Source organism: Aeromonas sp. (assembly GCF_050633025.1).
Lineage (GTDB): Bacteria > Pseudomonadota > Gammaproteobacteria > Enterobacterales > Aeromonadaceae > Aeromonas.
In genome coordinates, this window is sequence record NZ_JBODRQ010000107.1 from 1 (window position 1) to 11,814 (window position 11,814).

11 protein-coding genes and 1 tRNA gene are annotated in these 11,814 nt (G+C 57.3%); 6 read left to right on the plus strand and 6 right to left on the minus strand.

The genetic code is table 11. From position 1 onward, the window contains the following. Positions 1–25: 25 nt before the first annotated feature. The 3 genes from nrfC to nrfA are packed head-to-tail and all read right to left on the minus strand — an operon-like array spanning position 26 to position 2,801. Positions 26–706, minus strand: a complete 681-nt coding sequence (gene nrfC, locus ACRAUW_RS13670; protein WP_431362712.1) for a cytochrome c nitrite reductase Fe-S protein — start codon at positions 704–706, stop codon at positions 26–28. Beyond that, positions 703–1,302 carry a cytochrome c nitrite reductase pentaheme subunit gene (gene nrfB / locus ACRAUW_RS13675; RefSeq protein WP_431362713.1) on the minus strand — a complete coding sequence of 200 codons (600 nt, stop codon included), beginning with the start codon at positions 1,300–1,302 and terminating at the stop codon, positions 703–705. The genes nrfC and nrfB overlap by 4 nt, the downstream gene beginning before the upstream one ends. Before the next feature lie 53 nt (positions 1,303–1,355). Beyond that, a complete protein-coding gene (nrfA, locus tag ACRAUW_RS13680) occupies positions 1,356–2,801 on the minus strand; it encodes an ammonia-forming nitrite reductase cytochrome c552 subunit (protein ID WP_431362719.1) in 1,446 nt (481 codons plus the stop codon). A gap of 732 nt (positions 2,802–3,533) precedes the next feature. Here nrfA and ACRAUW_RS13685 point away from each other — a divergent pair. Further along, complete coding sequence (locus tag ACRAUW_RS13685) at positions 3,534–4,181, plus strand: DedA family protein (protein WP_040069761.1); 648 nt, start codon at positions 3,534–3,536, stop codon at positions 4,179–4,181. A 77-nt stretch (positions 4,182–4,258) separates the two neighbouring features. On the opposite strand, the gene dsbB is transcribed toward ACRAUW_RS13685, so the two are convergent. Next, positions 4,259–4,780, minus strand: coding sequence for a disulfide bond formation protein DsbB (gene dsbB, locus ACRAUW_RS13690; RefSeq protein WP_431362714.1), 522 nt, complete (start codon positions 4,778–4,780; stop codon positions 4,259–4,261). A gap of 98 nt (positions 4,781–4,878) precedes the next feature. Further along, positions 4,879–6,459 carry a sodium/proton antiporter NhaB gene (gene nhaB, locus ACRAUW_RS13695; RefSeq protein WP_431362715.1) on the minus strand — a complete coding sequence of 527 codons (1,581 nt, stop codon included), beginning with the start codon at positions 6,457–6,459 and terminating at the stop codon, positions 4,879–4,881. A gap of 332 nt (positions 6,460–6,791) precedes the next feature. On the opposite strand from nhaB, the gene fadR reads away from it, so the two are divergent. The 5 genes from fadR (at position 6,792) to ACRAUW_RS13720 (ending at position 11,570) form a co-directional block, all read left to right on the plus strand. Further along, a complete protein-coding gene (gene fadR, locus ACRAUW_RS13700) occupies positions 6,792–7,505 on the plus strand; it encodes a fatty acid metabolism transcriptional regulator FadR (protein WP_431362716.1) in 714 nt (237 codons plus the stop codon). A gap of 260 nt (positions 7,506–7,765) precedes the next feature. Further along, complete coding sequence (locus ACRAUW_RS13705) at positions 7,766–7,906, plus strand: TIGR02808 family protein (protein ID WP_005345965.1); 141 nt, start codon at positions 7,766–7,768, stop codon at positions 7,904–7,906. A 189-nt stretch (positions 7,907–8,095) separates the two neighbouring features. Beyond that, positions 8,096–8,653 carry a YaeQ family protein gene (locus ACRAUW_RS13710; protein WP_005336887.1) on the plus strand — a complete coding sequence of 186 codons (558 nt, stop codon included), beginning with the start codon at positions 8,096–8,098 and terminating at the stop codon, positions 8,651–8,653. A gap of 12 nt (positions 8,654–8,665) precedes the next feature. Beyond that, positions 8,666–9,550, plus strand: a complete 885-nt coding sequence (locus ACRAUW_RS13715) for an AEC family transporter (protein ID WP_431362717.1) — start codon at positions 8,666–8,668, stop codon at positions 9,548–9,550. 184 nt (positions 9,551–9,734) lie between these two features. Next, on the plus strand, positions 9,735–11,570 hold the full coding sequence (locus ACRAUW_RS13720) for a sigma 54-interacting transcriptional regulator (RefSeq protein ID WP_431362718.1): 1,836 nt from the start codon (positions 9,735–9,737) through the stop codon (positions 11,568–11,570). Between the two features lie 166 nt (positions 11,571–11,736). Here the strand turns inward: ACRAUW_RS13720 and ACRAUW_RS13725 are convergent. Then, positions 11,737–11,813, minus strand: a tRNA-Val gene (locus ACRAUW_RS13725). Position 11,814: the final 1 nt, after the last annotated feature.

An 11,814-nucleotide genomic window follows, 5' to 3' on the forward strand; every position in this document is an offset into this window, starting at 1 on the left:
GGGAAGTGAAATGCCGCTTGCATGGTCATGACTTTACCTCCCCTTTGGGCACGCGGTACATCTTGGGTGAGGTGCCGAGTGCCTGCTTGTAGCGATAGGTGGTCTCCTTCACCAGCCGTTGGGCGATGGGGCTATCCGGATCATCCAGATTGCCGAACACCAGCGCCTTGGTGGGGCAGGATTCCACGCAGGCTGGCTCCTTGCCCGCCGCGAGGTTGGTCTTGCGGCAAAAGTCGCACTTATCGGCAACCTTGGTCACAGGGTTGATAAAGCGCACCTGATAGGGGCAGGCAGCCAGACAATACATGCAGCCGACGCAGAGATCTGCGTCGACATCCACAATGCCATCCTCCTTGCGGATATGGGAGGCACCAGTCGGGCAGACGTGTACACAGGGGGCGTTGTCGCAGTGCTGGCAGGACTTGCGAAAGAAGCGGTACTCGGCGTCGGGAAATTCACCGATGGGGCCTGAACGGATGATCTCGAGGCGCGAGACGCCTTCCGGCACTTTGTTCACTTCCCGGCAGGCATCCATGCAGGCGGTGCAGCCGATGCAGGCCGTCTCATCGTGGAGCATGCCAAAGCGTACCCCATCGATAGTCTGGCTGTGGGCGAGGGTAGCCGCCCCGGCGCGCACCGGCCCCGTCATCATGATAAGGGCCCCCGCGCCCATGCCCGCCATAAAGTCACGGCGAGAGCAGCTCATGATGCCTCCTTGCCGGTAGCCGATTTGGACTGCTCCTGCCGGGCCTTGCTGGCCTCATGCTGTTTGCTGTGGCAGTCGACGCAGAGCTTGATGCGGGACTTCTCCGGGATCGCCACCATGGGCTCCTTGGCCGGATGCAGCTGGTGGCAGCTGGTGCAGGTGAGCTTGGTGGCGTGCACGTCGTGGGCCCAGAGCGCCTCGCGAAGCACTTTGGGCTCGTGGCAGCTCATGCAGACCCCGTTCTGTTCGCTGATGGGGTAGCTCTCGGTGCTTTGCTTGTTATTGAAGCTGTCGCTAAAGCGCATCACATCCTTGACCCCTTCCCGATGCTGGGGGGAGGGCTGACCGTGGCAGTTGGTGCAGGTCACCGGTGCCAGGTTGTTGGGATTGGTCGCCTGGCCATGCTTGCCGTGCATCCCTTCGCTCTGCTCCTTGTGACAGTCGGTGCAGGCCTTGTCGGGATTGCGTAAAAATTCCACCTCATGTGTAGCTGGAACAGGGGCTGCTGCCGGCTCGGCCGCCTGACCCTGCAGGCTGGTGAGCAGCATGGCTGCCATCAGCATCAGTCGTAAGAAATCCATCGTTAAATCACCCATAGGAAGCCTCCATCAGCTGCGGGCCAGACTTGGGGCCGGACCCGCAGGCGCCGTTACTGTGCCAGCCGTCCGGCCGCTTTGGCCTCGGCATCCCAGGCGGGGACCGTGGTCTTGAGGAACTGGGCCTTGTCGCTGTTGAACTGCTTCATATCCATGCCAAGGGCCGCTTGTGCTTTCTCCTTGGTGGAGATGTCGGGGATGGCGATTTCGTGGCTGATCCCCTTGCTGGCCAACAGGCGCGTCAGCTTGGTGCGGGCGTCAGCGGCTTTATCCAGCGCGCTGCCAAGTACCTTGAGGGCCACTTCGGGAGCGTGCATCTGCACCCCGTGGGAGGCGATGGCGTAGTCCCAGCGCCACTGGGCGTGGCGGATGTCCTGCAGAATATCCTTCATCTCGGCCTCGGTGGCGCCGGCATCCCAGGCCGCCTTGGCTTCAAAGTGGGCGTGTACCAGCTGCTTCTCGACCTTCAGCTTGGTTTCGATCACCGCCTCTTTGCGCTGCTTGACGATCCCTTGCAGCATCTCCTTGCTCTGGGTGTGGCAGTTGCGGCAGGTCTGCTCGAAACGATCGAAGGGGTTGCCCACCTTGTGATCCGTGTAGACCTTGCCCTGCTCGTTCTGCACCTTGGGCATGTGGCAATCGACACAGGCGACGTTGTTCTGGCCGTGAATGCCGGCGCGCCAGGTTTCGTACTCGGGGTGCTGGGCTTTCAGCATGGGGGTTTTGGAGAGGGCATGGGTCCAGTCGGCAAAGCCGATTTCATCGTAATAGGCCTCCATCTGCTCCACGCTGGTGCCCTTGTCCCAGGGGAATTTGACCGCCTTGGTGGGGCCGCTGAAGTAATACTCCACGTGGCACTGGCCGCACACCTGGGACTGCTGATCAAAGCGCCCCTGCTCCTTGAACGGCTTGCCGATGGCGGTCATGGCCCGATCGGCATAGGGACGGGAGAGGTGCAGGGCAGGTTTGCCCTCCTTGAACTCCTTCGAGGCGGTATCGTGGCAGTCGGCGCAGCCGATGGTGTTGACGATCTCGGGGCCACCTTTTGCCCACATCCCCTTGAAGTAGCCATCCTCACCCTTCTCGTCGATGACGCGGGCCACATCCGGGCCTTTGCAGCTCCAGCAGGCCATGGGCAGGGGGCCATCTTCGGCTGTTTTCGGGGCGCCGGTACGCAGGGTTTCGCGCACATCGGTCAGCGCATAGAAGTGACCGCGCGGCTTGTTGTAATCCTTGGCGAAGGGGTAACCGCCCCACAGCACCACCATGTTGGGATCTTCCGCCAGCGCATCGGTGCGCTCCTTGCTTTCGCTGGTGGCTTGCCAGCTGGTGAACTGATCGGCGTGATCCTTGGCGAACAGCTCGCTGCGCGCCTCTACTTTCTCTTTGGTTTGTGCCTCATCAGCGGCGTATGCCGAGCCGCTGGCGCCAAGCCAGCTGGCCAGCAGCAGGGCGGTGAGCCCCAGTTTGGAATGCCTGTTTTGTGAACCCACGTTTATCACTCCCAGATAAATGTTTTTGTCTGGTCTGGCCCGATCCATCTTGTGGTGTGGACTTTATCCCGGTAGGGAGGGCAGACATGTTGTTGGTGGTGAAATTGAAATGTTGTACCTGACTACTCAATGCTGAATTTACCAAACAGGTAAACTCAATGTTGTTTTATCCGATGCAGAGTTGCGCCAGATCAATTGCTGCGATGGTAGAAAAGATGAAATGAGACCTGGGTTGAAATTTATGAGAGTTCAACGCATTACATAGGGTTGCCCGGCCAGTGGAGGCGTTATTGCCACAGAGACTCGAATTGGCCGGCATAAGAGTCGCGCGGGGGAGAGCGGGGAGGGTGCTGGTAGTGGTGAAGATGCGCGGGTAGTGAACGTAGATGGAAGAGGGACTCCGATCAGGATCTGCGCTCAACTACCATGCCGGCGAAGATATAGGCGAAGATGCAGGGGCCAAGGCAAAATCACAACTGATTACCCATGACCCTCACTCAGCCAGCGTTAACAGTCGAGATGGTAGTGGAGGCGTTGCTGCTGGCGCATGGTTCCATTCAAGCGACATACACCCTATGGCTTGAGCTCTGCCCATGTGTTTCTTCCTTTCGATAGCGGTGGAAAACGGTTTCATTTGAGGGTGGGGCTATGGGAATGAAAAAGAGGCTGGCCCGGTGATTGTCGCCCGGATAGCATTGGCGTAGACTCCACGCCGTTCACTTTATGGGTACGGAAAAAATGGATCTGATCCTCTTTGCAATCGACTTTATCCTGCACGTTGACGTGCATTTGAAAGAGCTGTTCGAGAACTATGGCGTCTGGGTTTACGCCATCCTGTTTCTGATCATCTTCTGTGAAACCGGGTTGGTAGTGACGCCGTTCCTGCCGGGTGACTCCCTGCTGTTTGCCGCCGGTGCGCTTACCGTGGGCAGCGTGCTGGACGTCCATACCCTGGCGGCCGTGCTGATCATCGCTGCCGTGCTGGGCAACGTGGTCAACTACACCATTGGTCACTTCTTCGGCGAGCAGCTGTTCCGCAACCCGGACTCCAAAATCTTCCGCCGGGATTATCTGGAGAAGACCCACGCCTTCTATGCCAAGCATGGCGGCAAGACCATCATCATCACCCGCTTCCTGCCTATCGTGCGTACCTTTGCGCCGTTCGTGGCAGGGATGGGGGCCATGACCTATCCGCGCTTCCTGGCGTTCAACCTGGTTGGCGGTCTGCTGTGGGTACTCTCCTTCGTCTATGCCGGCCACTTCTTTGGCAATCTGCCGGTGGTGCGTCACAACTTTACCCTGCTGATCTTCGGCATCATCGGTATCTCCCTGTTGCCCATGGTAATTGGCGCGGTCAAGGCCAAGATGAGCACAGCCAGGGCGTAACCAGAAGTACGGTCAACCAGAACGAGAAGGGGGAGCCATTATGGCTCCCCCTTTTTATCTTCACGCGGGCATGGCACTCAGTTGCAGCAGCGCCCTTTCACCAGATTGCCGATGGCCACCACGGTGAAGACCAGCAGATAGGCGGCGAAGATGACGACCAGCCACTGGGGCATGGAAAGACTCAAAAACTGCCAGGTGATCTCGCTGCAATCGCCGTCCGGGAAGAACATCCAGGGGATCCACTTGTCCAGCGGCGCCCAGTGCGGAAAGTCAACAAAGCCCTCGCATACATTGAACGGGGACGGATTGACCTGATAATCCACATGCTTGAGTGCCAGCTTCAAGCCCCAGAAGGCACTTGCTCCCCACATAAGCATGGCGCTCCAGCGTACATACCATTTCTGCGGTGCCATCATCCCAAGCAGTGCCGCCAGGAGGACCCCGAGCGTAGCGAGCCGCTCATAGATACACATGACGCAGGGATGAAGCCCGAGCACGTGCTGGAAGAAGAGAGCACACAGTTCAAGGAACAGGGCTGAGGCTGCAAGCAACCCCCAAGCCAGCCGATTGGATGCCAAACGGCGCAGAAACTCGATCATCTGATTGATCTCTTGGAAAAAATAGTTGCTGAATTAGAGCAGAGCGCGCAGCAAAAGAAAAGGGTCCGCAGAGACCCTTCTGATTAAGAGCAATGTTCTCAGTGGAGTGCGGGCACCACGGCTGCGGCACCCTCAGACAGCTCCAGCCATCCTTGCTGATAGAACCACCCGGTAGCAGGACCAAGCAGCAGCTCGACAGAGAAAAAGCCGACCAGCCCCAGCACCAGGGTGTAGGGCAGCGCCATCCAGACCATGCGACCATAGGAGAGGCGCAGCAGCGGCGCCAATGCTGAGGTGAGCATAAACAGGAAGGCAGCCTGACCATTGGGGGTGGCGACAGATGGCAGGTTGGTACCTGTGTTGATGGCTACCGCCAACAGATCGAACTGGGCGCGGTCGATGGCACCATTGAGCATGGCCGTCTTCACCTCATTGATGTAGACGGTGCCGACAAAGACGTTGTCACTGACCATGGAGAGTAGACCGTTGGCTACATAGAAAAGCGCCAATTGTTGCTCTTGTTCCGCCGAAAGAACCCACTGGATCACCGGCTTGAACAACTGCTGATCGATGATGACGGCGACCACGCTGAAAAACACAGCCAGCAGGGCGGTAAAGGGCAGCGCCTCTTCAAAGGCCTTGCCCAGAGCATGCTCTTCGGTAATACCGGTGAACGAGGTTGCCAGCACGATGACCGAGAGGCCAATCAATCCTACCGCTGCAAGATGCAGAGCCAGGCCGACGATCAACCAGATGGCGATCAGAGCCTGTACCATCAGCTTGGCCTTGTCCTGCTGGGTGCGTTTGGCGTTTTCATGCAGGTTGTATTCCTCCATGATGGCGCGCACCGACTCCGGCAATTTGGCACCATAACCGAACCATCCCATCTTCTCGACCAGTACACAGGTTAGCAAACCGCAGATAAAGACGGGGAGAGAGACGGGGGCCATGCGAATGGCAAACTCGCCAAAGTGCCAGCCAGCCTGCTCGCCGATGATGAGGTTTTGCGGCTCGCCCACCAGGGTACAGACACCACCCAGCGCGGTACCGATGGCGGCATGCATCATCAGGCTGCGCAAGAAGGCGCGGAACTGCTCGAGAGCCTGATAGTGGTCTTCCTTTACTTCTTGATCATCGGTGTGGTCATGTGTATGTCCGAATCCCTTGCCGGACGAGACCTTGTGATAAATGGCATAAAAACCGGTGGCGACGCTGATCACCACGGCAATCACGGTCAGTGCATCGAGAAAGGCTGACAGGAAGGCGGAGACCAGACAGAAGGAGAGGGAGAGCAGGATCTTGGAGCGTACGCCGATCAGCAGTTTGGTGAAGACATAGAGCAGCAGCTGTTTCATGAAATAGATGCCTGCCACCATAAATACCAGCAACAGCAGCACTTCGATATTGGCGACCAACTCGTGCTTGACCTGATCGGCGGAGGTCATGCCGATCAATACGGCTTCGATCGCGAGCAGACCGCCCGGTTGCAGGGGGTAGCACTTGAGAGCCATGGCCAGGGTGAAGATAAATTCCACCACCAGTAACCAGCCTGCAATGAAAGGATCAAGGTGAAAGGCGATCGGATTGATCACCAGAAATAGCAAGATGGCGTTTTTGTACCACTGTGGTGCATTGCCCAAGAAGTTCTTGGCAAATGCCTGCCCTAGGCTTATTGGCATGATTATGGGTCTCAACTTTGTTGTTAGGGTCTGCTTCTATACAGTCAAGGATGATTCGACCTGTGCCTGCGGATGTTGGCCTGTATCTGTCTGACTCCTTGTGATTTTAATCGAAAAGAGTGACGAATATAAATAAATAGCCATGGATTGTTGCCCATGTGCCTGTTTTATCGCCACCTCGTCTTGGTTGGCGAGCACCCAGCGGCGATTAAATTCGTATTACCAACACTATATGTGCCATATGTGAGCAGAGGACTGACCTTATGCTTGCCAGCCATCATCGCTTTGATATTATTCGTCAGCCTTTTTACGCATTACAACAGAGTCAATTCATGGTTATAAAAGCGCAGAGCCCAGCTGGGTTCGCCGAGGAATACATCATCGAGTCCATCTGGAACAATCGCTTTCCTCCCGGCTCTATTCTGCCCGCCGAGCGTGAATTGTCCGAGTTGATCGGGGTGACGCGGACCACCTTGCGCGAAGTACTGCAGCGGCTGGCCCGTGATGGCTGGTTGACCATCCAGCATGGCAAGCCGACCAGGGTGAACAATTTCTGGGAAACCTCCGGCCTCAATATTCTGGAGACCCTGGCTCGTCTGGATCAGGACAAGGTACCTGACCTGATAGCTCAACTGCTCTCTGCACGCACCCACATCTGCACCATCTTTATCCGTGGGGCGATCCGTCACAATCCGGAACAGGCCGCCGAGATCCTGCGTGGCGCCGATGGGGTCGAGAACAACGCACAGGCTTATGCCGAGTTTGATTATCGTCTGCACCACCAGCTGGCGTTTGCTTCCGGCAATCCGATCTACGCCCTGATCCTGAATGGTTTCAAAGGGTTGTACAGCAGGGTTGGCAGCTACTACTTCTCCGACAGGCAGGCTCGCGAGACCGCAGATGCTTACTACAAGACCCTGCTCAATCTGGCGGAGACCAAGAACCACGAAGCCGTGTTCATGACGGTGCGTCAGTACGGTATCGAGTCCGGCAAGCTCTGGACCCGCCTGCGTCAGGACATGCCAAGCGATCTGTGTGAAAACTGATCTCTTGCCTGTATTTCAAAAAACGCGCCATCCGGCGCGTTTTTTATCTTGCAGTGTTTGTGTCTATCCTTGATTGGCGGTGGTAATTGCTTGAACTGCATGGATATGTGCCAAAAAATTGATCCAGCGCAACTGCCCCCTGCATTTACCACTTTGGTGGCATAGGACCCAACCGCTGATTGATGTCAAATGGAGGCATCAAGAGCGGAGCCAATACCCGCCAGAAGGAACACACCTTTCACCGGATGAAGGACACAACAATGAGTCTTCTTGAACACACCATCTGGACAGTACTGGGATACGGGGCCATGCCCTTTATCTTTCTGAGCGGATTCGTGGCGGTGGCAGTGACCTGTTGCATGCTGCTGAACGCGTTCGGAGTACAGTCCGCCGAGAAGTGAGTCGCTTCTCCACTCCGCCAAATGCCAGTCTTCGGACTGGCATTTGTTTTTTGTGTCTTTTAAAGCACTTATCCCGGCAGGGAAGGGGAAATCTTTGGTCAGGATGGTCGAACCTGCAGCCGATTTTGATTACACTGGCGCCCGTATTTCTCACTCACCCTTCTCATATCCAGGTGTTCAAGGTTTTCTATGGCTCTCAAGGCAACCGTATTCAAGGCCCAGATCAGTTTGTCTGATATGGATCGCAATCTGTATCAGGACTTCTCCCTCACGCTGGCGCGCCACCCCTCCGAAACCGATGAGCGAATGATGATCCGGCTGGCGGCCTTTGCCTGGCACGCCGCCGAGCGACTGGAATTCACCAAGGGATTGAGCGCCGATGACGAGCCCGAGCTCTGGTGCAAGAACTACTCGGACGAAATAGAACTCTGGATCGAGCTGGGCCAGCCCGATGAAAAACGGCTGAAAAAAGCCTGCAACCGCGCCCGTCAGGTGGTGCTCTATCTTTACGGTGGGCGTGGCACCAGCGTCTGGTGGAAGCAAAACCAGGGCAAGCTGAGCCAGCATGACAACCTCAGCATCATCGAACTCTCCGACAGCCAGACTCTGCCGCTCACCGCCATGGTCGAGCGTACCATGCAGCTCACCTGCACTATCTCAGATGGTCAGCTCTGGGTCAGTAACGGCGCACTGGAAGTGACGCTGGATCCGGTGGTGCTAATGGGCAAACCGGCCCGCGAACTGTAACGGACGCTGCCCATGTTCAGCGCCTTGCTCAATATCGTCATTCCGGTGTTCGGTGTGGTCGGGCTCGGCGCACTCTACGGGCGATTGCGACCGGGGGCTGCGCTCGGTTACGTCAATCGGGCCAATATCGAGCTGTTTACTCCGGCGCTGCTCTTCTCCGCGCTGGTCAAGTATCCGCTGGCGCTGGCGGAGCATCTGCCGCTGATTGCGGCGGGGGCGCTGGTTATTCTGTTACCCGGTCTGCTGCTCGCGCTGCTCAAACTCAAAGGGATTGAGCGGGCAGCCCTGATCTTGCCCGCCATGTTCCGAAATACCGGCAATCTTGGTATCCCCTTGATGGTGCTGGCATTTGGCGAGCAGCAACTGGGGGCCATCGTGATCCTCTTTGTGCTCTCCAACCTGCTGCACTTTTCGGTCGGCATGTTTATCCTCTCGGCCAACACCTCTCGCTGGTTGTGGCTGCGCAGCCCTGTGTTGTGGGCCGCGCTGGCCGGTTTGCTGGTGGCCAACCTGCACATTACGCTGCCGGAATATGTGGTGACCACGGCCTCGCTGCTCGGCCAGATCTCGGTGCCCCTGATGCTCTTTGCGCTGGGTATTCGCCTGATGGAGGGAGAGCTCGATCACCTGGGCCTCGCGCTCAAGTGCAACTTGCTCTATCTGCTGGCGGGGGGACTGTCGCTGCTGCTGGCGATCTGGCTGTTGCCCCTCAAGACGGAGTGGATCCCGCTGTTGATGTTGTCGGTTTCCTTGCCCCCTGCGGTCTTGAATTACATGCTCTGCGAGCAGTATCACTGCCAGCCGGACAAGGTGGCCAGTATCGTGCTCGGCGGCAATGCCCTCTCTGTGGTGGTGATTCCGCTGGCGGTCTGGCTGGCGCTACACTTGCCGACCTGATCTTGCTCACATCTTGTATATTTTTGTTTTTGTTGGTTTTTATCTTCATCTTTGTGCTCATTTTCCCCGTCATTCATTTTCCCTTTTCGTGATCCCCCCCGAAGTTGTGCTGACGGATATCCCTTAGTATCTGGCCAGCATGACTCCCTTTAGGGGGAGAACAACAAGAAAAAAGGAATGATGAATGAGATCCGTTAGCAACCAATGTCTGTTGATGCAGATCCAGCCGACCATCTTGCGTTTTGCCAAGATGCTGGCGAGTGTGCTGCAACTTGAGGTCGAGATTGTGGATGCCGACATGGTGCGGGTGGCGGGCACTGGCCCCTATGGCAAGTTTTTTGGCCGCCAGCTGGAGGGGGATTCCCGCCTGCTGCGCTATGTCATCGATAATCAGCGGGAAAAGATCGTTACCCACACCAGCGATGATCCCGTGTGTGACGGTTGTACCTGCAAGGAGAGCTGTCGTGAGCGCGCCTTCCTCGGGGTGCCCATCATGGTGGATGAGGGGTGCATCGGGGTGATCAGCCTGGTCGCCTTCAGCGCCGAGCAGCAGGCGCGCCTCAACAACAATCTGCAGGATGTGTGTGACTATGTGCGCCACATCTCCACCATCTTTGTGGCCAAGTTGCTCGATTCGCGCGGGCTGTCGGATGGGGTCAACAAGGTGTTCCTCAATCTGATGACCAACATGGATCAGGGTTGCTTGCTGCTCGATGACAAGAGTCAACTGCTCTACGCCAACGAGGCGGCGCTCCATCATCTGGGTTGCCAGCAGGAACAGCTGCAGGGGCGCGAAGTGGGGATCCGCCCGCTCACCTTCTCCCAACAGGGGCTCAGTGGTCATCTTCAGCACATCATCACCTTTGAGGGGCGTCAGGAGCTGATAATCGGTCAGCTGCACCATGTGCAGGGGCAGCAGCTCTTTCTGATGGCTTTTCATCAATCTCATTCGGGTCTTATTCAGGAGACTGATCCGGAGGTACGAATCGATCAGCTGATCGGCGAGAGCAAACCGATGCGCACCCTCAAGCGGCTGTTGCACCGCATCGCCCAGAGTCCCTCCAGCGTGCTGATTTGTGGCGAGAGCGGCACCGGTAAAGAGGTGGTGGCCCGCGCTGTTCATCGCCTGAGCCCGCGCCATGACAAACCCTTTATCGCCATCAACTGTGCCGCTATCCCCGAGCAGCTGCTGGAGAGCGAGCTGTTTGGCTATGTGAAGGGCTCCTTTACCGGCGCTTCCAGCGGTGGCAAGCAGGGGCTTATTCAGGCAGCCCATGAGGGTACCCTGTTCCTCGATGAGATCGGCGACATGCCGCTCACCATGCAGGCCAAGCTGCTGCGGGTGCTGGAGCTGCGGGAGGTGACCCCCATCGGGGCCAGCCGACCGGTGCCGGTGGATATTCGCATCATCGCCGCCACTCACCAGCATCTCGATCAATACATTGCCGAAGGGAAGTTTCGTGAAGATCTCTTCTATCGCATCAACGTCATCCCCCTCAACCTGCCGCCGCTGCGGGAGCGGGAAGGGGACGTGGAGCTGCTGACCCACTACTTCCTCAACCTGCACACCAGCCGCATTGGCATCGTCTATCCCGGTTTGGCACCCGAGGTGATGGCGCTGCTCAAGGGGTATCGCTGGCCAGGCAACGTGCGTGAACTCAGCAACCTCATCGAATATCTGGTCAACGTCAGTCAGGCAGGCGAGGTGATTGACGCCAGCCTGCTGCCCCCCAACATCATCCGCAATCAGGAGCCCCATCGCGTCACCGCCCAGTCGATCCCGGTGACCAATCTGGATGCGGCGTTCAATGTCCCTGCCGCCGCACCGCTCGCGGCCATGCCGGAGAAGCAGCCTGAATCCGTTCCGGGTGAGAGCGGCCTTGAGAGCATGGAAAAACAGATGATTGAAGAGACCCTGCAGCGGCTTGGCAACAAGAAACTGGCCGCACAGGCGCTGGGGATAGGGATTGCCACCCTCTATCGCAAGATAAAGAAGTACGAGATTGCCGTGCAGAGCTGAGGATCTGGCGGCGTCTATCCGGCCCGTGTCGTTTATCGGATGACACGGGCTTTTTATGGGAACAAGGCTCTGCGCCATTGCCGGTCGGTGATGAATGGATTGGCGGGGCAGGGGAGTGGCTGGACAGAATGCAAAAAGCCCGCTCGATGAGCGGGCTTTTTTAATTTGGTGCGTCCTAGTGGATTCGAACCACCGACCCCCACCATGTCAAGGTGATGCTCTAACCAGCTGAGCTAAGGACGCA

Coding starts and splice junctions, on each gene's coding strand:
- nrfC (WP_431362712.1), bottom strand. CDS start 706: ATGAGCTGCTCTCGCCGTGACTTTATGGCGGGCATGGGCGCGGGGGCC.
- nrfB (WP_431362713.1), bottom strand. CDS start 1,302: ATGGGTGATTTAACGATGGATTTCTTACGACTGATGCTGATGGCAGCC.
- ACRAUW_RS13685 (WP_040069761.1), top strand. CDS start 3,534: ATGGATCTGATCCTCTTTGCAATCGACTTTATCCTGCACGTTGACGTG.
- dsbB (WP_431362714.1), bottom strand. CDS start 4,780: ATGATCGAGTTTCTGCGCCGTTTGGCATCCAATCGGCTGGCTTGGGGG.
- nhaB (WP_431362715.1), bottom strand. CDS start 6,459: ATGCCAATAAGCCTAGGGCAGGCATTTGCCAAGAACTTCTTGGGCAAT.
- fadR (WP_431362716.1), top strand. CDS start 6,792: ATGGTTATAAAAGCGCAGAGCCCAGCTGGGTTCGCCGAGGAATACATC.
- ACRAUW_RS13705 (WP_005345965.1), top strand. CDS start 7,766: ATGAGTCTTCTTGAACACACCATCTGGACAGTACTGGGATACGGGGCC.
- ACRAUW_RS13710 (WP_005336887.1), top strand. CDS start 8,096: ATGGCTCTCAAGGCAACCGTATTCAAGGCCCAGATCAGTTTGTCTGAT.
- ACRAUW_RS13715 (WP_431362717.1), top strand. CDS start 8,666: ATGTTCAGCGCCTTGCTCAATATCGTCATTCCGGTGTTCGGTGTGGTC.
- ACRAUW_RS13720 (WP_431362718.1), top strand. CDS start 9,735: ATGAGATCCGTTAGCAACCAATGTCTGTTGATGCAGATCCAGCCGACC.